Genomic DNA, 21,606 nt, shown 5'->3' with positions numbered 1-21,606 from the left:
CCTCTTAAAATTATAGCACTTTGAAAATACGATATCATGTAACAAAACAGATATGTTTTATCAAGATGTCGGAAAAGTAATAGTTTTTAAAATTAAAAAACTGAAAAATTGATAAACCTAGTCCAAAAAGTTATATTAAGGGAATTCTATATGGTGTAAAATAATCGTAGAAAATCAAATAGGAGGAAAAAAATGAAAGTAGCATCTCAACTTCATAAAATAAAATTAAAGCATAGTATTCCGTTATATATATTACTTTTTCCTTCAATATTGCTATTAATTTTATTTTCCTATATTCCCATGTTGGGATTAATTATTGCATTTAAAGACTATTCACCAGCCAATGGTATCTTTGCTAGTCAGTGGGTAGGATTTAAGTACTTTACTCAATTTTTCTCATCATTCCAATTCGGGACAACTATGTTCAATACATTAAAAATTTCACTTTATAGTATTGTAGTAGGATTCCCCTTGCCTATTATACTAGCTATCATTAGTAATCAGTTAAGAGTTGGGAAATTTAGAAAAATATTTCAAGTGACAACTTACTTACCCCATTTTATCTCTACAATGGTTATGTGTGGAATGATTATCTTATTTTTATCTCCTACTAGTGGTTTGTTAGCGAATGTATTTAAGTCTGTTGGAATTACTATTCCAGATTTTTTATCAAAACCTACTAATTTTGCAGGTGTTTATGTTTGGAGTGATGTATGGCAACATATAGGTTGGGATAGTATTATTTATCTAGCAGCCCTTTCTGCAATTGATCCTACATATTATGAGGCTGCAACTATGGATGGTGCCTCTAGATTACAAAAAATTCGGCATATAGAATTACCATTACTTTTGCCGACTGCTATGATTTTACTAATATTAAGAGCAGGTAGTTTATTAAGTGTAGGGTTTGAGAAAGTGTTACTATTACAGAATCCTCTTAATTTAGCAGGAAGTGAGATAATTTCGACCTATGTTTATAAAGTTGGTATGGTGAACTTTCAGTATAGTTATTCGACAGCTATAGGGTTATTTAACACCGTAGTCAATCTAATAATTTTGTTATCTGTTAACTGGTTCTCAAAAAGATATACTAGAACGGGTCTTTTTTAAAGGAAGGAGTGCTTAAAGTGAGATGGTTTCATAAATCAAGAAAAACAAACTCTGAATTATTATTTGATATAGTTACCTATGGTTTAGCAATTTTCCTTATCTTGTTCCTTATCTTGTTAATTGTTTATCCGTTATGGTTTGTAGTGATTGCATCTTTTAGCAATCCTTCAGATGTTGCAAATGGGAAGGTATGGTTTATTCCTAGAGAATGGAAATTAGATGGATATTTACGTCTTATTCAACAACCTTTATTTTTGCGTAGCTATCTAAATACCATTTTATATACTGTTGTTGGTACCTTAGTTGCTTTAGTAGTCAATATTCCAGCTGGTTATGCTTTATCTAGAAAAGAATTAGTTGGTAGAAAGTGGATGAGTATTCTATACATTATTCCTATGTTCGTATCGGGTGGTTTGATTCCTACCTACTTAACAGTAAAGAATGTAGGCTTGATTGATACATTTTGGGTAATGGTAATACCTTTTGCAGTTTCATCATACAATATTATTGTTGCTAGAACTTTCTTTAACAATAGCATTCCAGACGGGATGTGGGAGGCTGCGCAAATTGATGGATGTGGTACAATTCGTTATTTTATTAAGATAGTCGTTCCTTTATCAAAAGCTATTATTGCAGTTATTGGACTTTGGACTGCAGTTGGTATTTGGAATTCGTGGTTTAATGCTTTAATTTATTTAACGAATGAAAATTTACAGCCATTGCAATTAATTTTACGACGTTTACTAATTAGTAATCAAATGTTACAATCGCAAGCAACAGGAGAAGTGGCATCAGATCTTCGTATCAAAGCTGATATGATGAAATATGCAGCAATTGTTATTTCAACCGCTCCGATTATGTTGCTATATCCCTTTGTTCAAAAATATTTTAATCAAGGTGTAATGATTGGCGCCTTGAAAGAATAGGAGAAAAGCATGAAAAATAAATCATTTACATATTTGTTCTTAGGAACAGTTACACTTGCTGGCTTAACAGCTTGTGCAAATTCTAATAATGCGAATAAGGACGATAAGTCTGGAGAAGATTCTTATAAAATCACAACTGTTCGTTGGTCTGACTGGGGGGAAGACTATCATAAAGGTTTTCTAACTGATTCTGCCAAAGAATCAGGTATCGATGTTAAATGGGACACACTTGTAGCTGCAGATTGGGCAGATAAGAAATCTGTGTTGGTTGCTAGCGGAGATTTACCAGATGCATTTTTGGGTTCAAATGCATTTACAGATTCAGAAATTGCTCAGAACCAATCTCTATTTATCCCGTTGGAAGATTTAATCAAAGAAAATATGCCCAATTTAACTAAGGCTATGGAAAAAGAGCCTAAGATTAAAGCTATGATTACTTCACCAGATGGTCATATCTATAGTCTGCCTAAAAAATTACCGATGCGTCCTACTGTAGCTAATCAGCTATTTATTAATAAAAAGTGGCTAGATAATCTAGGATTAAAAGTTCCAGAAACTTATGATGATTTAGTAAAAGTACTACAAGAATTTAAGGATAAAGATGCGAACGGAAATGGAGACGCTTCTGATGAAATTCCATTCGGAGCAGGAAACTTTGATCCAACATTCTCATATATTCTTCCGTTCAATAATCGTTTAGGTGCAGATAATACATATGAAATGTCTGTAAAAGATGGAAAACCAGTCTACCTTCGTACAGAGGAAAGTTATAAGCAAGGGATTGCAGCAATGCACGAATCTTATAAAAAAGGTTTGATTGATCCGGAAATCTTTACAGAAGATACCTCTATGAGTGTTGCGAAACGTATGGATAAGGGAGTATCTAGAGTAGGTGTTTCTAGTGGTTGGACATCAGATGCAACGTTTGGATTACATTCAAGTGAGTATATTGCTCTACCTGCTTTAAAAGGTATGGATGGAAAACAATATGTCTTTTCTGATCCAGATCATTACAACTACGGTCGCAATGAAATTTTGATTACAAATAAGAGTAAAAACCCTGCTAAATTATTGAAATGGTTGGATAAATTATATACAGATGAAGCAAGTATTCAGAATTTCTATGGATCATTTGGAATAGCTACTGAAAAGAATGGTGATAAGTTTAAAGTGTTACCTCCTAAAGATGGTAAATCAGCCGATGAATGGGCATGGATTAATTCACTTCGAGATTTTGGTCCTAAATACGTAAGCGATGATATCAATAGTCGCGTAGAAATCGATCAAACACAAGGTGATGGATTGAAATTGAAGATGGATCAAGATTTGAAACAATTTGCGTTGCCAGCTTACCCTAATGTGATTTATTCACAAGAAGAACTTAACAAATTATCATCAATCTATGTTAGTATTGAATCCTATGTCAAACAACAAGCATCTAAATGGGTAGTTGAAGGTGGCATAGAAAAAGAATGGGACTCATACAAAGAAACTCTTAAGAATATGGGATTGGACGAGTTTATGAAGATTCAACAGGAAGCATATAATCGTTACCAAAAAGAAATAAAAGAGTAATATTTTATATGAACTCTTGGTTGTATGAACAAGAGACTAGCTAATTACAGGAAGCGAGACTGATGACAGCAGATTATCTCGCTTCCTTTATTCTAATTTTTAAAGAAATTTGGAAATGTTTTTTAAATAATTTAGGTAATATTTTTGTACAACTGACATTATAAAATATAGAGTTAAGGCAATCGATTTTATGGAGATATCTATTATGCAAAAATTATTTTCATTAGATGGAAAAATGGTTAGAATTTTAACTTTTTTGACAGATTTAATTATTTTAAATACTCTATTTATTGTTAGTTGTATTCCAATAGTTACAATTGGGGCATCACTAACTTCTCTTACGACAATGTGGTATCGTATTTTAAAAGGTAAAGATACCGATATTGCTTATCATTATTTTCGGATCTTTAGACAAAATTTTAAACAATCAACTTTTATTTGGTTGTTTATCCTCCTAATAGAATTACTTTTATATGTGAACTATTGTCTTTGGGGCTATTCAAGTTTACTTTCAGAGTATAGTTTATTGTTAGTGTTGCCCTTTTTATTTGTTATAATACTTTTTATGAGTGTTGTTTTTCCCTATATTGGTCTATTTAAAGATAATCTAAAAAATAGTATTGTAAATAGCGTATTAATTTGTATTTTAAATCCAATACAAGCTATCATGTTGGTTTTATTTAATATTTCTGTACTGTATATGAGTTTTAGTAGTCCAGAACGAGTTTTAACAGCTATTTATGTATTTACATTTGGGGGCTTTGCTTTTTACGGATTGATGAATGTAACGATAACAAATAAAATGTTTGATAAGGTAAAGAAATTTACTAAAAGGAGGAAAATAAATTGAAAATTTTTAAGGGAGAGTTTTATCGAATCTCTGTATTAACAGATAAGTTAGTAAGGTTAGAATACTCTCAAACTGGAAATTTTGAGGATAGAACGACACAACTTATCTATAATAGAGATTTTGGCCAAGTTTCGTTAGATTATATCGAGACATCAAACGTACTAGATATTATGACGGACTATTTTCATTTACATTTTAATAAAGGAGAATTTAACGCCGAAAATTTATTTATAGAATTAAAAGGAAATTTTGCTGTATATGGTAGTCGCTGGTATTTTGGTGAATCTATTGAAACGTTAAAAGGAACAGCTCGAACTCTGGATGAGGCAGATGGAGCAATCCCATTAGAAGATGGAATTATTAGTCGAAGTGGTATTGCCTTATTGGAGGATTCTCAAGGATTTATTTGGGATGAACAGTCTGGTTATATTGAGAGAGAAAATCAAATTGACCTGTATTTCTTTGCTTATGGGCATGATTATAGAGGAGCAATCAGAGACTTTTACCATTTGACTGGCTCAACACCTTTGTTACCAAGATATGCTTTAGGTAATTGGTGGAGTAGGTATTGGCCTTATACGTCGGATGAATACTTGAATTTAATAGACAGATTTAAAACAGAGAAAATTCCATTATCTATCGGTGTTTTAGATATGGATTGGCATATAGCTGACATTCCATCTCGTTTTGGAAGTGGCTGGACAGGATATAGTTGGAATAAAAACTTAATACCTAATCCAGAACAGTTATTGCAAGAACTTCATGATAGGAAGTTAAAACTCTCTTTAAATGTCCATCCTGCTGATGGTATACGGGCTTATGAAGAAGCTTATCCTCGAGTCGCCAAACGATTAGGGTTAAATGTAGAACTAGAAGAACCTGCTATTTTTGATTTTTTTAATCCCTCTTTTAGGGAAGCTTACTTTAAAGATGTTCATTATGAGCTAGAAAAGCAGGGAGTAGATTTTTGGTGGATTGACTGGCAACAAGGGACACAAGGTATGTTGGATCCACTATGGCTTTTAAACCATTATCACTATCAGGATAGCTGTAAACATTCAGAAGGTGGTTTGATTTTATCAAGATATGCAGGACCTGGTAGTCACCGCTACCCTGTTGGTTTTTCAGGAGATACCATTATTAGTTGGGATTCCTTAAGATTTCAACCTTATTTTACAGCGACAGCATCTAATATCGGTTATAGTTGGTGGAGTCATGATATCGGTGGACACATGCTGGGGGATTATGACGAAGAGTTACAAACTAGATGGCTACAGTTTGGTGTTTTTAGTCCGATAACTCGATTACATAGTTCTAGAAGTCCCTTTAATAGCAAAGAACCTTGGTTTTTTTCAGAAACAACATCTAAGATTATGAAGAAATACCTTCGTTTGAGACATCAGATGATTCCATATCTATATACCATGAATGTAAAGACACATGAAGAAGGTGCCCCATTAATTAGTCCAATGTATTATTTCTACCCAGAGAATGATGAGAGCTATAATATTCCAAATCAATACTTTTTTGGAACAGAACTGATGGTGGCTCCCATTGTAGAAAAGATGGATTTGACATTCCAATCTGCAAAAGTGGATGTATGGTTCCCTGAAGGTGAATGGTATGACTTCTTTTCAGAGAAAAAATATACAGGTGGTGTGAAGTTAAGTGTTTATAGGGATATTTCGACTATACCTGTGTTTGCAAAAAGTGGTGCAATCATTCCCTTGATTGGTTCTGAGATAGATATGGGTGTTGACTTACCTGAGGTTATAGATTGGTATGTATTCCCAGGCAAACAACATTCTTTTGAAATGATTGAAGATCAAAATGGTCAAAGATATAAAACAAGATTATCGATTGATTGGGAAATGGGAATGGTGGAGTTAGCATTACAAGGAGATTCTAGTATCGTTCCAAGTAATAGAAGGCATAGAATTCATTTTAAAGGAACGAATGTGTCTATAATTGAATTGGCAAATAAGAGTGATACAGCTAGATTTGAATGCAAAGATAATAAAATGCCATCTCTAAATGACGAAGTTTTTAGACTACTAAAGACGGCTTCTCTTCCATATGAATTAAAAGATAGATTGTTAAATCAATTCATCAATGCGAAAAATTCTCATGAGTTAATGAATATCTTGCATCATCAGGATAAGGAATTGAGAGGGCGTTTGTTGGAAATGATATTTACTAGCGAAAACTAATTAAGACATTTCGTACACAATTGTTATTCTTTAATAACTAATCATGTTTTAATGCGTAATAGTTTTACATCTCTATGCTTATTGGCTTGTATTGCACTAGCTACAAGCTTGGTATAGGGGTGTTTTTGTTTACTGAAGAAGATAAGTATGTTTTAAAGTTTGAAAAACTATTTTAAACTAAACAAAAGCAAATTTTTAAAGGTGATTGCTCAAAGCAACTTTCGCTTGCCTGACCGAAGTGGAAGTTAGTCTGAAATGGATTTTATGATGGAATTAAGTATGAGACGCGTGGTTTTGTCAGAAAATTTTCTAAAACAAATAGGATTTGTTTGACATTTATTTGAAAATCCTGTAAAATGAATTGTTATATCGTTAAAGGAGAATATATATGGAGAAACAGAAAACATTTTTTGGACATCCTATGGGCTTGTCCACCCTCTTCTTTACAGAAATGTGGGAACGCTTTTCTTACTATGGGATGCGAGCTATCCTACTTTACTATATGTACTATAGTGTGCAAGATGGTGGATTGGGGATGGAGAAGACCACAGCTGCATCGGTTATGGCGATTTATGGTTCGCTGGTATTTTTGTCCTCGGTTGTCGGTGGATTTGTCAGCGACCGTATTTTAGGAAGCCGTAAGACTGTCTTTTACGGTGGGATTCTGATTATGCTAGGGCATATTGCTTTGGCAACACCTTTTGGACAAGCGGCTCTCTATTTCTCTATTGCCTTGATTATCTTTGGAACTGGATTTTTAAAACCCAATATCTCAGATATGGTTGGGGGAATTTATGAGAAAGAGGATGATAGACGGGATGCAGGTTTTAGTATCTTTGTCTTTGGGATTAACTTAGGTGCCTTCGTTGCCCCTTATCTAGTGGGTTATCTAGGTCAGGAAGTCAATTTCCACCTAGGTTTCTCACTAGCTGCCATTGGGATGTTCTTTGGTCTGGTGAAGTATGTTTTAGATGGGAAGAAATATCTGCCTGAATCAAGTCTTTACCCCACTGATCCCCTTTCACAGAAGGAGCAGCAGACCTTGGTTAAACGCTTGCTGCTTACACTTGTTATGGTTATTCTTGTGGTTATAGGTTTAGTCTTTACTCACCAGTTTAACGTGGATATGATTGTTAATATCTTTACAGTGATTGCGGTAATCATTCCAATCTACTATTTCTTCAAGATTTTATCTAGTCAGAAAATAACTGCCACTGAGAGATCCCGAGTATTTGCCTACATTCCTTTATTTATCGCTGGAGTACTCTTCTGGTCTATTGAGGAGCAGGGGTCTGTTGTTCTCGCTCTATTTGCGGATGATCAAACTCGACTTTACTTTGATGTATTTGGGAATCAGATTCATTTCCCATCTAGCTTTTTCCAAAGTATCAATCCACTTTTCATTATGATTTATGTACCGATTTTTGCATGGTTATGGGGGAAAATGGATAAAAAGCAACCATCCTCTGCTAAGAAATTTGCTTACGGTTTATTTGTGGCAGGTTTATCCTTCTTGTGGATGATGTTACCAGGGATGCTCTTTGGGACAGATGTTAAGGTCAGTCCTTTCTGGTTGATTATGAGTTGGGCTATTGTGATTGTGGGGGAAATGTTGATTTCGCCGATTGGTCTATCAGTCACTAATAAGCTAGCACCAAAATCCTTCCAAGCACAAATGATGTCTATCTGGTTCTTGAGTAATGCTGCTGCCCAAGCCATCAATGCTCAAATTGTAAAATTTTATACAAGCGAAACTGAAGTTGCTTACTATGGAATTGTTGGAGGGATTACAATTGTATTCGGTATTATCTTACTCTTCTACGTTCCACGTATTGAAAAACTAATGTCTGGTATCAAATAGAGAAAAACTGGAATTTCTGTAGGGATTCTAAAAGTTAGATCAATTATTTATTCAAAGGATTTAGTTCTGTATGGTACAGGGCTAGGTCCTTTTAGTTTGATTAATACTCTTCGAAAATCTCTTCACACCGCGTCAACGTCGCCTTGCCGTATATATGTGACTGACTTTGTCAGTCTTATCTACAACCTCAAAGCAGTGCTTTGAGCTGACTTCGTCAGTTCTATTTGCAACCTCAAAACGGTATTTTGAGCTAACTTCGTCAGTCTTATCTACAACCTCAAAACAGCGTTTTGAGCAACCTGCGCCTAGTTTCCTAGTTTGCTCTTTGATTTTCATTGAGTATAAAACTCACGATGTTTTTGATTTTCCTAGTAGACATTTGTCTACATTTTTTATATAATAAAATTAAACCAAATTGGTTGAGTTTTATAAAGTGACGCAACTAAAGATTAGTCTTTCTAAGTGAGATATTCTCCATTAAAGCATTACAATAGGAGGTGAAGTATGTATCAGCCAGAAAAACTCAAGGCTCGTAGGAAAGAGTTAAAATTAACACAGAAGGAAATTGCAGAGCAACTTGGGATTAGCTTCCAAGCTTACTCAGCTTGGGAACGTGGAATCAAGGAACCATCCAAGGAGAAGGTAGCCCAGCTAGAAAACATTTTAAAAGTCGCAAAAGGCTATTTCACTCAGATTGAGATTGTCCGTCTCTACCATAGCCTCTCCAAACAAGGGAAGGAGAAGGTTGTTCTCTATGCTCGCAACCTGGCTAAAGAGGAACAAGCTCAGAAAGCGACAGCTATGCCAGAGCGTCTCTACGAGTACCGTGTCTACGAACGCATGTCAGCAGGGATTGGAGCTTCAGTCTACGATGATCGGAATTTTGATACGGTTTACTTTAATGAGGAGTTGGCTCATGATTTTGCATCATGGGTATCTGGAGACTCCATGGAACCTAAATACCAAAATGGTTCAGTAGCTCTGATTCGAGAGACAGGATTTGACTATGACGGGGCGGTTTATGCAGTGGTTTGTAACAACCAGACCTATATCAAGCGGGTCTATAGGGAGGAAGATGGCTTGCGTCTGGTCTCTATCAATCCTAAATACAAGGATATTTTCATCTCCTATGAGGAAGATCCTCGGATTGTGGGGATTATCGTTGGGAACTTTGTGCCGATGGAGGGCTAGCCAATGGGCTACTTTGATTATTCCAGAGAGCCTAAAAGTGACATTGCCTTTGTCGATATGAAATCCTTTTATGCCAGTGTTGAGTGCGTGAAAAGGGGCTTGCATCCGCTGAAAACCTCGCTTTGTGTCATGAGTCGCGCGGATAATTCAACTGGTCTTATCCTAGCCTCTTCTCCGCTGTTTAAGAAGATTTTTGGCAAGTCAAATGTTGGTCGGGCCTATGATCTGCCTTTTGATATCAAAACACGAAAATTTTCCTACTATAATGCCAGAAAGCAAGGGTTACCTACCGACTCGGACTATGTTCGCTACATCGAAGAATGGGCTCAAGTCACTTTAATTGTGCCACCTCGGATGGGCGAGTACATCGCAGTCAATATGGAAATTCAGCGAATCTTTCAGAATTATGGCAGTCCAGATGATATTTATCCTTACTCGATTGATGAGGGCTTTATTGACCTGACTAGTTCGCTCAATTATTTCGTCCCAGACAGACAGATTTCTCGCAAAGACAAGCTGGATTTGCTATCTGCTCGTATTCAGAGGGATATTTGGAGGCAGACAGGAATTTACTCAACAGTAGGTATGTCCAATGCCAATCCCTTACTGGCCAAGTTGGCTCTGGATAATGAAGCCAAGCACACTCCGAGCATGAGGGCCAACTGGTCTTACCAGGATGTGGAAGAGAAGGTCTGGGCCATCGCTAAGATGACGGATTTTTGGGGAATTGGCAGGCAAATGGAGAAACGCTTGCATGCTTTGAGGATTTATTCTATCAAGGAGTTGGCAACCAGCAATCCCGACCAGCTAAAGAAAGCTCTGGGTCAGGCTGGTCTGCGTTTGTGGTTTCATGCTAACGGGATTGATGAGAGCAATGTTCATAAGCCCTATAAAGCCAAATCCAAGGGCTTGGGGAATTCTCAAATCTTGCCGAGAGACTACGTGAAGCTACGGGATATTGAAATTATTCTCCGAGAAATGGCGGAGCAGGTGGCTATTAGACTGAGAAGGGCGGGTAAGAAAACAAGCCTTGTCTCTATCTATGTCGGTTTCTCTAAACAGGAGGTCAGACCGTCTATTCACACACAAATGAAGGTCGAGCCGACCAATAATACTGCAGTCTTAACGAATTATGTTTTGAAGCTATTTCATAATAAATACACCTCTGGGGCGGTCAGAAGGGTCGGAGTCAACTATTCAGGATTTGTGGACGAGTCCTTTGGTTTGATCTCCCTCTTTGATGATGTTGACAAGTTAGAAAAAGAAGAAAGGCTCCAGACGGCTATCGACTCCATTCGGGAACAATTTGGTTTCACTTCTCTCCTAAAGGCCAATGCACTGGAAGAAGCCTCTAGGAGCCTTGCCAGAAGCAAGCTGATTGGGGGACATTCTGCTGGGGGATTAGATGGATTACAATGATTGATCGTTCTTATTTACCCTTTCAATCTGCGCGAGATTATCAAGATCCAGGGATGCAGAAATGGATGGGATTTTACCTTTCAGAACACAGCAGTTCGCTTAGTGAAGAAAAAAATAGAGAAGATATGTCCATTTCTCTCTCAATGGAAGAGAAAGTTTTACTTGTTCGGCAGCTTTATACGAATGCATTTCCTGCAACGTTTGTTTTTAAGTTTTCTAATCAAAGAAAAGTAGTCTCAGGTACTATTAAAGAGATTGGGAAAGAGTTTATATCTATTAAGTCAGAAACTAGTTTTCTTCGTTTAAGAAGGGAAGATATACTCGATATCCAGATAGAAGGTGAGGAATTACATGAATCGTAAAGAATTATATGATGATAAATTGCAGCTAGATTATTTTTCTGATTCTTATTTACGGTTTGAATCAGATTTTTACAAGTATTCCGCTCTAGATATACCATTAACATTTATCACTGATGATATTTTACGCACAATGGCTATGTCTCAAAAACATTATTTTAAACTGAACAAAAACAAATCTTTAGACGGTCGTGACCATTATTTTGTTTTTTCTATCAAGATGAACAAAGACAGTAGTGGCATTAGACAGTATGAATATCAGAGACATTGTTTTAGTTTGTAAGAGTCCAATAGGGCTCTTTTTTCTGTGATAATTTTATCAAAAAATATTTGTTATACTTTTTGTAATTTAGATTTATATTGAGGGTTTGGGGACGAAGCCACCAAGTTATCTTAACGTTAGCTGTCAAAACTGGAAAGTTTTGGCCAGCTGGCAATTTGACAAATCTGCAAGAAAATACTGCCACTTTAAACAAGATGGCAGAGGTCGTTGTAAACTTACAAAGTGAGAATCAAGATATCAAGAGACTAGCTAAGTATGAATGTTCTAAAATGAATTTATCGCAGGACATAACGATTGGACAGATTGAATCTGAGATTAAATGGTTACAGAATCAGCTAGACAATAAAATCGAAGAATACGAAAATGCGGTGAGGGAGTTGGAGGAATTAGTGAAGATATTAAATAAAAGGTACTTGAGTAAAACAAAAAATACTAGATGAGCTTTGATATTACAAAATTATTGCTATTTGTACCGAGAGAACAAAAAAGAAATTGTCATCCGCTTATACAAACTATATCTAAAAGGTTTTGTGTTATAATAAAATTATATAGAATTTTAAGTTTTCTCAAAAACTTTCTATAACTAAGAACACATAAGGAGGTAAAATGGTGAAGCGTTCTAAAATAACAAAAGTTTTTCAGCTTTCACTCGTCATCATATTTATTTTAGTCTTGTTAGGGCTCTTTGTTCCCCAGCAATTTCAAAATATTAGTTCTTACTTAAAAAATCTCTTAACAACTGGTGTTGGCTGGTTTTACTTGTTATTGGTTACGGGGATTTTAATTTTTTGTGTCTTTTTAATTGTAAGTCCGATAGGGCAGATTCGTTTGGGTAATCCCACGAGTCGACCAGAGCATTCGACGACGTCATGGATTGCCATGATGTTTTCTGCTGGAATGGGGATTGGTCTGGTCTTCTATGGGGCAGCAGAGCCTTTGAGTCACTTTGCTATCTCGACGCCCAATGCAGAAATAGGCAGTGCGGATGCTCTCGCAGATGCTTTTCGTTTTACTTTTTTTCACTGGGGATTTCATGCTTGGGCGGTCTATGCCCTGGTGGGATTGTCTTTGGCTTATTTTGGCTTTCGTAAACGGGAGAAATATCAGCTCTCAGTCGTCTTTAAGCCTCTTTTTGGAAAATATGCGGACGGACCAATAGCAACCATTATCGATACCATCACCATTATTGCGACAGTGATCGGAGTAGCGACAACGCTCGGCTTTGGTGCCTCACAAATCAATGGTGGTCTCTCCTATGTCTTTGGTATTCCTAATAATAGTCTTGTGCAAGTCATCATTATCATCATTGCGACAATTCTTTTTCTTATTTCTGCCTTATCAGGTTTAGGAAAGGGTGTTAAAATCCTATCTAATACAAACTTGATTTTAGCTGTTGTCTTGCTTGCTGGAGTTATAGTTTTGGGGCCAACGGTTAAGATATTTGACACCATGACAGACTCTATCGGCCTTTATTTTCAAAACTTCTTCCGTATGAGTTTTCGGGCGGCGGCTTTTGATGAGACCAAGCGGGATTGGATTAACCAATGGACCATTTTTTACTGGGCATGGTGGATTTCCTGGTCACCTTTTGTGGGCGTCTTTATTGCCCGTATCTCAAAAGGTCGGACTATTCGCGAATTTTTGACAGTAGTGCTTTTGACACCAACAGTCCTTAGTTTTATCTGGTTTTCTGCTTTTGGTACCTTATCTACTTCACTACAAGATTCGGGGGTTGATTTGATACGTTTTACCACAGAAGAAATTCTTTTTGCCTCTTTTAATGAATATCCTCTGGGAAGTGTCCTTTCACTCTTGGCAATTATTTTAGTTTTAACCTTCTTTGTGACCTCGGCGGATTCTGCCACCTATGTTTTGGCCATGTTGTCTGAAGATGGCAATCTAAAACCAAGTAATCGTAAAAAGGTGATTTGGGGTGTCATGCTGGCCTTGATTGCTATTGCACTCATGTTTTCTGGTGGATTGACAGCTTTACAAAACACGCTCATTATTGTCGCTTTGCCATTTTCCATAGTACTAGTGTTGATGATGTGGTCGCTTATGAAAGAGTTATATCACGAAAAAGAGCAAATGGGACTCGCCATTACACCAGATCGATATCCTGAGAAGAATCAACCGTTTAAATCTTATGAGGAAAATTAAGAGGATGGCATAGAGTTGAGAATGCTTCGTTATTTTATTACTATTGCTGAGGAGGGGAGTATCTCCAAGGCAGCTGAGAAGCTGATGATTACTCAGCCGACACTCAGTCGTCAGTTATAGGATTTGGAGCAGGAACTTGGGGCTCTAGTCTGTATTGAGGGGGCTGTCAAAAACAGAATCGATGCTGAGGTAACTTTTGTACCTATGGAGCCTTCTCTCTACTCTGAGACGATATTGGTCTGGAAGGAAAGTCGCTATCTTTCTCTTGTGGCGCAAGAATTTTTAAAGCGGATTAAAGTTTATTATCCAGCAGAGTTATTCTAAATAAATAATAAACTAGTAACGCGGCGGCCAGAATCATTCTGTTTTATATATACTAAGACATCCATAGAAATTTATGGATGTTTTTTGATTTATATATAGAAAAAGAGAAGACCGGCTGGTCTTCTCTTTGGGAGAACTAGAATCATTGAAAAGAATGAAGTAAAGATTTTAATTAGTCTTTGAAATTCTTTTGGAAGATGAGTAGAGACAATACTGAAGTAATAGTAGCCAAGAATAAGAAGGCATTTGCTTCTTGCTCTCCAGTTTCTGGGAGTTGCTTTTCCTTGTCTTGTTTAACAGTAGTGGTAACAGGGGCTTTTTCACCTTTTGCTGGTGAATCCTCTGTTATAACGATAGGAGCTACTTTTTCAGTTTTTGTTGCTGAATCTTCTGTCACAACAGCAGGAGAAGGTTTTTCTGCTTTTCTTGGTAGCTCAGTCTCAGGAAGAGTCACAACTGGTGGAGTATCTGTTCCTACAGAGCTTTGTTTAGTTCCAACTTCAATCACTCGGTCTAGAGCTGGAGTTGATTCAGTTTGAACTACCTTACGATTGCCGCCATCTACTTCGACATACTCAATTAGCAGGCCGTCTTTCCCTTCTGCTAGAACTTTCTCTTTACCTTTATCTAAGTTTGGATTTTCACGACGGATAGTATTAAATGGAATTGTTCTTTTAACAATTTCTAAACTTGGAAGTTGGAAGATAAGGTCCTTGACTCCTTCTTCAGGACTTGAAGAAGTAATTGGTTTTTCAGGCTCTTTTGGTAGAAGGTACTCAGGGAGAGTCACAACTGGTGGAGTATCTGTTCCTACAGAGCTTTGTTTAGTTCCAACTTCAATCACTCGGTCTAGAGCTGGAGTTGATTCAGTTTGAACTACCTTACGTTTGCTATCATCAACTTCGATATACTCGATTATAGCTCCCTCTTTCCCTTCTGCTAGAACTTGTTCTTTCCCTTTCTCTAATTGTGGATTTTCACGATGAATAGTCTTGAATGGTACTACCTTTTTAACAATTTCTAAACTTGGGAGTTGGAAGACAAGATCCTTGACTCCTTCTTCAGGAGTTGAGGTAGAAATTGGTTTTTCAGGTTGTTTAGGTTCTACAGGTTGATCAGGTTGTTCAGGTTGATCAGGTTGATCTGAAGTTGGATCATCACCAGGTTTTTGGTAATTTTCATCCTTGCTAAGAATATCTTGTAAGGTAGTGACTGTTAACATCACATCTTGTACATTTACAACATCAGAATTTAGCTGTCTAGTAAGTCTATTAAGGTTAGACTTAAATGCTTGGCGTGCAGTTGCTGTATTTTTCAAACCACTTGGATCAAAGTTAGATAAGTCGTCTTTCCATTTAGAGAGAGAGCGAATAATATCTTCTTTGCTATATAGTTCTCTACCGTCTCCAAAAGTGATGAATCGGTCAACTTGGATACCAATATTTTGTGTTGTATCGTTATGGTTAGAATCAAGTTGTAAGGTTACTGCATGTAAATTTTCATCAAGTCCTTTTAAGCTGACCAAAGTTTGATCGCCTTGGCGTTCAACAGCATGTCCACTAAAGTATTTTTTACCATTCACAATTGACGAATTACCCATTCCATCTTGGTATTGGACTTCCTTACCATCAAGCAATACTTTATAGATACCATGACCTGGATCGACAAAACCTTTGATTTCTAGTCCTGTACCGTAAAAGTAAGCTGTTACAGCTGTCGTAGTCTTTTGATCATCTGTTAAATGATTAAATGAAGCCCAAGACTCAGTTTGTTTGTACTTATCTGGGGAATTTGTTTCATGCTTCCATCCAGGGCTATAATCCAATTGGCTAACTTGGTCATCATAACTAGTCTGGTCTTTCTTGAGTAACTCAGCATTCATTACTTGAATAGTAGAGTCAGTAGTGAAGCCGAGTAAGGCTCCATCAGATACAGAAGTGAGTTTAGCTTTGAAATCGAAGATTGCATCTTCTTGTTCTTTGAAGTCGATAGTTGGGACAGTAACTATTTTTTCTGTTTCCCCATCATTAAATGTGACATCCTTTGTAGTGTCTTGGTAGACTTTCCCGTGAACCCCTGTTCCAGGTTCAGTGATAAAGCGAACAGTGGCTAACCCTTTGCTTCCACCTACACGTTTAATCTTAACAGTGACTGGTTTTCCTTTTTCGATGTCGTAGCTAGCAGACTCTAGTTCAAACATACCTCTACTATCATTATTTAAGGAATAGATTCCTTCTGTAGCTATTGGTTCACCTGTTTTATTAACGAGAGTAATAGTATGTTCTCCTGGTTCCAAATCACCTGTTTCAAAGACTTTTTGGCTACGTTTGCGAGTACTGTTTTTAGTCTGTACATCAGCAACCTTTTGTCCGTCAACATACACGGACATTTCTCCGTGTCCTGGGTCCACTGTCGAGACTACATATGCTTTAGTTCCTGTGAAATGATAGGTTGCTTTAGCATCTTTCTGATTCGTCCACATAGAAGTGCCACGAATACCCTCAGATTCATTATTCCAAGTTGTTTCAGCTGTATTTGCTGTTGTGTTTGAGTGGTATTCTAGTCCAAGAGGATAACCGTCAGTCTTTTCGATATTACTTGGTGTCTTATAGACTGAGAAGTTATTTAAGATAGGGGTAGCCTGTGCTCCTGTGATAGTAACACGGATTTTTTGTGCTTCGATAGGTTTTCCTTGGACTAAGCGCCGGTAGCCAACTGTTGCACCTTCTCCATAAGTGACCCAGCGACCGTTGATTTCAACTTCAATCTTAAATCCAGAAATACGTTGTCCCTTAGCGATATCCTCTTTAAATTCAACGACATCAAAGCGTCTCTTTTGACCTAAATCTACTGTGAAGCTACCAGTTGTAGCATCGTTTGAGAGAGCCCAGCTGGTATCGTCTTTGCCGTCTGTAAGGTTACTTGCTTTATATAAGTGGTTTTGACGAGTAGAACTTGCTGTGACAGTCGCTCCTTTGGCGAAATCAGTTGCATACATTTGGTCTAGGGTCGCCTTGAATTCTTTCAAGCGAGCTACGTCGGCATCTGCAAATTTACCCTCTCTATTTGGTGGAATATTGAGTAGAAGCGGGGTTCCACGACCTACAGATTTGAAGTAGATATCCATCAAGTCTTTGAGTGACTTTGGTTGTTGGTTATCATGATAGAACCAACCAGAACGGATCGAAACATCAGCTTCACCTACAGAGTACATATCGCCATCAGGGTCTCCATGGTTGAGGTATTCATTTTTTACATCTTCTGTGATGTTTGCTTTTTTAACTTTGTGCCATACAGGGTCACCTGCGATACCACGTTCATTTCCGATCCAACGAATACTTGTTGGTTGTGAAGAGAAGATAGCGATATCTCCTTCAGCTTCCTTAATGTATTTGAACCATTCGTCAAAGGTGTAGGTTACTTTCTGGGCACCGCTACCACGCGCACCATCCATCCAAACTTCAATGAATTTACCTTTGTTTCCGTATTTTGGATTTCCAAGAATTTCTTTTAGTTGGTTGAGATAATATTCGTTGTATTCTTTTTCTGTATCAACCTTGTATTTAGGACTATTAACATCCCATGGAGATAGATAAACCCCCATATTCATATCGTATTTAGTGGCTGATTTTGAAACTTCTTCTAAAAGGTCTCCCTTACCATCTTTCCAAGGGCTAGCAGCTACGGTATGATTTGTATATTTAGATGGGTAAATAACGAAACCGTCGTGGTGTTTCGCTACCATAATGGTGCGTTTGAAGCCAGTTTCTTTAAGAGTACGAATCCATTGATCGGTGTCTAAGTTCGTTGGATCAAAGTATCCTGGATCTTCATTCCCGTGTCCCCACTCAGAGTCAGTGTAGGTATTCATTCCGTAGTGGATGAAAGCAGCTAATTCTTCTTTATGATAGTCTAATTGTGCTTTGCTTGGGAGAGGGCCGTAGTTACCGATTTCGGTTTCTTTATCTTCTGGATGGGTGACGGGCGAATCATTTGTAGTTGGATTGGAGTTATCAGAGATTGATTCATATTCAAATACGACCGAATTTACTCCTTTGTGCTGAATGCTTGATTCCAATGTTGTCTTAACTGGACGGTAGCCAGCGATTTCTTTTGCATGGAAAGTGTTGACAAAAGAAACATCGTATTCCATTCCATTATTGTTGTCCGCAGTTACTTCTGTTAGATCTTTTTCGGATCCTTTCAAGCGATAGTGGATTTCGAAAGAACCTTTATTCACTTTATAAACCACCTTGATGACACGTGTACCAGCAGGAACTTTGCTTACAACACTGTGGTCTTCAGTCCAGGTATCTTTTAGTTGTTTGTTGACTTTGACACCATCAATTGATACGATTTCGTATTTTTCTTTATTTTTCTCATAGAAATCAGTTTTTTCAATTTCTTTTTTGAAATTGTAAGTAAATGGGGAGTCAATCGTTGTTGATTCAATAAATTTGTCGTTTTCTTTGACAAGATTACCTTCCTCATCTTTGTGTTGGACAAGAACGCTACCGTACTCTACCCCTTTAGTTAAAGTAGCAACTCCATCTTCATTGAAAGAATATTCATTGTTACCAATTACAGCTTTTTCATTACGAAGCATATGACCTTCATTAGTGAAATAATAACGATTTCCATTATCTCCTTGGTACCAGCCCTTGATCCCATATTGGGCAATCATATCTTTAACCCATTTAAGTTGCTCAGGTGAAAGAACGAGTCCACCACCAAATCGGTCTTTTTCAGGGACTCCATTGTCAACTGTTCCGTGTTGGTGAATACCGATAACTTTTCCTTGGCTATCCAAAATACCGCCTCCAGATAAACCAGATACAGAAGTAGTTTGGTAGGTGATTCCAGTAGCTCCTTGCTCATTATAGGATTCAACAGAGCGAATAGTACCATCCGCTTTATAAAGTTGACCAGCTACTATTGGTTGTTTGAGTTCTTTTGAGCTAGAATCTGTCGGATACCCAATCGTACTAATAGCTTCTCCGGGCTGATAGGTTTTATGATTAGCTAAAGGTGCAAAGGTTGCAGATTTATTTGGACTGGCAATTGGAAGAGGGACAGGAGTTGTTACTAAAGCAAGATCATTCTTGTATCCTTGTCCGAAGTCTTTTTTATTCCAGAAATGGATATCTTTTTCTTCGAATAAAACAGTTGTTCCAGAAGATGGGAGAGAGTTTTTCTTTTCGCTATTTGATCCAACATTATAGTAGAATTGTGCGGAATTTCCACCGCGAATCTGTCCTTCTCTAGTTTCCTTGTTTTCTTCTAAGAAATTATGAGCAACTGTAAGAATTAAATTAGGTGCAACAAAAATACCAGAGCCTGAAACGATATAGCGTTGAGAGTCTCCATTATATGTAGTGTAAATCATACTAGCAGCAGTAGCGGGTTGACCATCATAGTTGATGTGTTTAAGATCTTCACCGCCATTAATGATGGCACGATTTTCATTTCTAACTTCTTTTTTAGTTTCTTCCTTTTTTTTCAAAATGCTCTTAGTTGCAACTTGAGGACTGTCTTTCGTTTCAACAATTGCGGATGTATTTAATTGTTTTACAGGTGTATCGGGATAAGCCTGATCATTGATTTCCTCAGGAAGTAAGTCGGAAGTGGAAGTATTTGGTACAGATGTTTCTTCTACTGATTTCGCCGTATTTTCTTCCTTTTTCTCGTCCAATTCTTGAGGTGTAGAGATTAGAGGGCTTTCATTCTTGATTTCAGGTTTTGGAGTCTCAACCTCTGCGAGTTTTTCCACGTTTGGTTGAGAAGTTGGAGTTTCAATTTTTGTTTCGTCAGCGAGTGCGGTTCCAGAAGCAAAGAAAGCAAGACCAACCATGATTGAAGCAACTCCAACGGTTAATTTTCTAATGCTAAAAGTTTGTCCTTTTTCAAAAAGGTATCGATTCATAATGTACTCCTAGTTTTTATAAAAGACAGTCAGCTACTGTTTGAGCCCAAGCCTTACTTGGTATCGATCTTATTCAACAAAAAACTTCTAGTTTCTGGTTTCTTTTCACCTCATCTCTTAAATATAAAACGCTTATATTTTTGAAGAAAAAATTTAATTCTTCTGTTCCGAATACAACATAAATAATTCTATATTATAAACACATGGTAAATATACTAGATTATCAGGAAAAATGCAATAGAGAAAGTAGACCTAATTTAAAGAAATTCTTTCACTTTTTAAAGAAAAAATACATCCTTTCAAGAATTAAACTAAATGAAAGAATGTATTCAAAAAAATTATAGTAGATTTTGTATGGCCTCTTCAATTTGTTTTGGGTCTGTTTTTGAAGAGAAGCGTTCAAAGACTTGCCCATCTCGACCGATGAGAAACTTAGCGAAATTCCATTCGATTCGTTTTCCTAGTGGGCCAGATTTTTGGTCTTTTAACCAAACATAGAGAGGGTCTGCCTCCTTGCCGTTGACCTTGATTTTTGCAAAACGTGGGAAAGTGGTTTGATAGTGTAGGCTACAGAAACTGTTGATTTCCTCTGCGCTGCCTGGTGCTTGTCCCATAAACTGATTGCAAGGGAAGTCTAAAATCTCAAAACCTTGGTCTTGATAACGATCATAGAGTTCTTGGAGACCTTGGTACTGGGGCGTTAAACCGCATCCAGTAGCAGTATTGACAACCAAGAGAACCTTACCACGATAGGCATCTAGTGAGGTTTCTTGATTGTCTTGGTTCAAAACGGAAAAATCGTAAAGTGAAGTCATTGATTGCTTTTCTCCTTCTGTTTGGTATTTTTAGGAGTTTTCTCCTCTTGTAGTGATAGAAATCCGTAGGTCAGGATTCCGAAGATACTACCGATAATCAACCCATACATCAGGAAAGGACCACTTTTATCGAATTGCAAGAGTAACTTCCCAAAATCTGAAAGGGACATCTGCTGAACGAAGACTTTGTGAAAGATGAGTAAGGTAAAGAGACCAATCTGAATACCGATAAACACAATCCAACTTCGAAATTTGATTTGGACTTTGCTGTAGGTCTTGAGGATGATTTCTGATTTGTCGTCTTTTTCCAGATGGAGTTCTTGGACGGCTTTTTGAGCTTTTATACTCATGAACAAAATGAGTCCAAAATAGATGTAGGGCATGGCATAGCGAACGGCCTCTATGAAGCGTCCAAATAACAGATAAAACAAGAAGAGGAAGAAGGAAGAATAAACGATTTGAACCATAGAACGGGCACAAGCCTTGTAGATAATCTCTTGTCGGCATTCATCAAAAGGGCCTTGGATGTGAAAGAGATTTCGAAGTAGGCGAGTGGTTAAGTCTTCTTTTTTCATGCTAGTAACCTCCTAAATCAGCAGT

General features: G+C 37.2%; 16 protein-coding genes and 2 pseudogenes. 14 read left to right on the top strand and 4 right to left on the bottom strand.

From position 1 onward, the window contains the following. Positions 1-192 precede the first annotated feature (192 nt). The 6 genes from D2908_RS05715 to D2908_RS05690 all read left to right on the top strand — a co-directional run bounded on the left by D2908_RS05715 (position 193) and on the right by D2908_RS05690 (position 8,532). Positions 193-1,110: an ABC transporter permease subunit gene (locus D2908_RS05715; RefSeq protein ID WP_000861541.1), complete on the top strand. Its 918-nt coding sequence runs from the start codon at positions 193-195 to the stop codon at positions 1,108-1,110. 17 nt (positions 1,111-1,127) lie between these two features. Next, on the top strand, positions 1,128-2,036 hold the full coding sequence (locus tag D2908_RS05710) for a carbohydrate ABC transporter permease (RefSeq protein ID WP_117305555.1): 909 nt from the start codon (positions 1,128-1,130) through the stop codon (positions 2,034-2,036). A gap of 9 nt (positions 2,037-2,045) precedes the next feature. Next, entirely contained in the window at positions 2,046-3,611 is a 1,566-nt protein-coding gene (locus tag D2908_RS05705) for an extracellular solute-binding protein (protein ID WP_117305554.1), read from the top strand. A gap of 205 nt (positions 3,612-3,816) precedes the next feature. Continuing rightward, positions 3,817-4,461 (top strand): YesL family protein, encoded by a 645-nt coding sequence (locus D2908_RS05700; RefSeq protein WP_117305552.1) that lies wholly within the window; start codon positions 3,817-3,819, stop codon positions 4,459-4,461. Next, positions 4,458-6,671 (top strand): TIM-barrel domain-containing protein, encoded by a 2,214-nt coding sequence (locus tag D2908_RS05695; RefSeq protein WP_117305551.1) that lies wholly within the window; start codon positions 4,458-4,460, stop codon positions 6,669-6,671. The genes D2908_RS05700 and D2908_RS05695 overlap by 4 nt, the downstream gene beginning before the upstream one ends. Positions 6,672-7,059: 388 nt before the next feature. Beyond that, a complete protein-coding gene (locus D2908_RS05690; protein WP_165847449.1) occupies positions 7,060-8,532 on the top strand; it encodes a peptide MFS transporter in 1,473 nt (490 codons plus the stop codon). A gap of 132 nt (positions 8,533-8,664) precedes the next feature. Here the strand turns inward: D2908_RS05690 and D2908_RS10125 are convergent, their stop codons facing one another. Continuing rightward, a complete protein-coding gene (locus tag D2908_RS10125) occupies positions 8,665-8,868 on the bottom strand; it encodes a hypothetical protein (RefSeq protein ID WP_117305549.1) in 204 nt (67 codons plus the stop codon). Positions 8,869-9,036: 168 nt separating this feature from the next. Between D2908_RS10125 and D2908_RS05680 the strand changes: the two genes are divergently transcribed. The 8 genes and pseudogenes from D2908_RS05680 (at position 9,037) to D2908_RS09880 (ending at position 14,268) form a co-directional block, all read left to right on the top strand. Beyond that, on the top strand, positions 9,037-9,723 hold the full coding sequence (locus D2908_RS05680) for an XRE family transcriptional regulator (protein ID WP_117305547.1): 687 nt from the start codon (positions 9,037-9,039) through the stop codon (positions 9,721-9,723). Positions 9,724-9,726: 3 nt separating this feature from the next. Next, entirely contained in the window at positions 9,727-11,142 is a 1,416-nt protein-coding gene (locus D2908_RS05675; protein ID WP_117305546.1) for a Y-family DNA polymerase, read from the top strand. Beyond that, a complete protein-coding gene (locus D2908_RS05670; protein ID WP_117305544.1) occupies positions 11,139-11,504 on the top strand; it encodes a hypothetical protein in 366 nt (121 codons plus the stop codon). Before D2908_RS05675 ends, D2908_RS05670 begins: the two co-directional genes overlap by 4 nt. Further along, positions 11,494-11,784, top strand: a complete 291-nt coding sequence (locus D2908_RS05665) for a DUF5960 family protein (RefSeq protein WP_049497177.1) — start codon at positions 11,494-11,496, stop codon at positions 11,782-11,784. The genes D2908_RS05670 and D2908_RS05665 overlap by 11 nt, the downstream gene beginning before the upstream one ends. Before the next feature lie 155 nt (positions 11,785-11,939). After that, a pseudogene (locus D2908_RS05655) lies at positions 11,940-12,224 on the top strand (helical hairpin domain-containing protein); the annotation flags it as partial. Positions 12,225-12,393: 169 nt separating this feature from the next. Continuing rightward, positions 12,394-13,944, top strand: coding sequence for a BCCT family transporter (locus tag D2908_RS05650; protein WP_276308507.1), 1,551 nt, complete (start codon positions 12,394-12,396; stop codon positions 13,942-13,944). A 9-nt stretch (positions 13,945-13,953) separates the two neighbouring features. Next, positions 13,954-14,061: pseudogene (locus D2908_RS05645) on the top strand (LysR family transcriptional regulator); the annotation flags it as partial. 6 nt (positions 14,062-14,067) lie between these two features. Then, complete coding sequence (locus D2908_RS09880) at positions 14,068-14,268, top strand: LysR family transcriptional regulator (RefSeq protein WP_133297850.1); 201 nt, start codon at positions 14,068-14,070, stop codon at positions 14,266-14,268. Positions 14,269-14,440: 172 nt separating this feature from the next. Here the strand turns inward: D2908_RS09880 and D2908_RS05640 are convergent, their stop codons facing one another. The 3 genes from D2908_RS05640 to D2908_RS05630 all read right to left on the bottom strand — a co-directional run bounded on the left by D2908_RS05640 (position 14,441) and on the right by D2908_RS05630 (position 21,581). Next, the gene (locus D2908_RS05640; protein ID WP_117305539.1) at positions 14,441-20,191 is read right to left on the bottom strand and encodes an alpha-L-fucosidase; all 5,751 of its coding nucleotides are present in this window, start codon (positions 20,189-20,191) and stop codon (positions 14,441-14,443) included. 338 nt (positions 20,192-20,529) lie between these two features. Next, entirely contained in the window at positions 20,530-21,006 is a 477-nt protein-coding gene (locus D2908_RS05635) for a glutathione peroxidase (RefSeq protein ID WP_117305537.1), read from the bottom strand. After that, a complete protein-coding gene (locus D2908_RS05630) occupies positions 21,003-21,581 on the bottom strand; it encodes a DUF3278 domain-containing protein (RefSeq protein ID WP_117305535.1) in 579 nt (192 codons plus the stop codon). Before D2908_RS05630 ends, D2908_RS05635 begins: the two co-directional genes overlap by 4 nt. Positions 21,582-21,606: the final 25 nt, after the last annotated feature.

This window comes from Streptococcus sp. LQJ-218 (assembly GCF_003428885.1).
GTDB lineage: Bacteria > Bacillota > Bacilli > Lactobacillales > Streptococcaceae > Streptococcus.
This window is presented reverse-complemented; position numbering and strand designations above follow the sequence as displayed.

What these genes read in the sequence shown, in the direction of transcription:
- D2908_RS05715 (WP_000861541.1), top strand. Translation starts at nt 193, where the DNA reads ATGAAAGTAGCATCTCAACTTCATAAAATAAAATTAAAGCATAGTATT.
- D2908_RS05675 (WP_117305546.1), top strand. Translation starts at nt 9,727, where the DNA reads ATGGGCTACTTTGATTATTCCAGAGAGCCTAAAAGTGACATTGCCTTT.
- D2908_RS05670 (WP_117305544.1), top strand. Translation starts at nt 11,139, where the DNA reads ATGATTGATCGTTCTTATTTACCCTTTCAATCTGCGCGAGATTATCAA.
- D2908_RS05665 (WP_049497177.1), top strand. Translation starts at nt 11,494, where the DNA reads ATGAATCGTAAAGAATTATATGATGATAAATTGCAGCTAGATTATTTT.
- D2908_RS05630 (WP_117305535.1), bottom strand. Translation starts at nt 21,581, where the DNA reads ATGAAAAAAGAAGACTTAACCACTCGCCTACTTCGAAATCTCTTTCAC.
- D2908_RS05690 (WP_165847449.1), top strand. Translation starts at nt 7,060, where the DNA reads ATGGAGAAACAGAAAACATTTTTTGGACATCCTATGGGCTTGTCCACC.
- D2908_RS05635 (WP_117305537.1), bottom strand. Translation starts at nt 21,006, where the DNA reads ATGACTTCACTTTACGATTTTTCCGTTTTGAACCAAGACAATCAAGAA.
- D2908_RS10125 (WP_117305549.1), bottom strand. Translation starts at nt 8,868, where the DNA reads ATGAAAATCAAAGAGCAAACTAGGAAACTAGGCGCAGGTTGCTCAAAA.
- D2908_RS05680 (WP_117305547.1), top strand. Translation starts at nt 9,037, where the DNA reads ATGTATCAGCCAGAAAAACTCAAGGCTCGTAGGAAAGAGTTAAAATTA.
- D2908_RS05700 (WP_117305552.1), top strand. Translation starts at nt 3,817, where the DNA reads ATGCAAAAATTATTTTCATTAGATGGAAAAATGGTTAGAATTTTAACT.
- D2908_RS05705 (WP_117305554.1), top strand. Translation starts at nt 2,046, where the DNA reads ATGAAAAATAAATCATTTACATATTTGTTCTTAGGAACAGTTACACTT.
- D2908_RS05640 (WP_117305539.1), bottom strand. Translation starts at nt 20,191, where the DNA reads ATGAATCGATACCTTTTTGAAAAAGGACAAACTTTTAGCATTAGAAAA.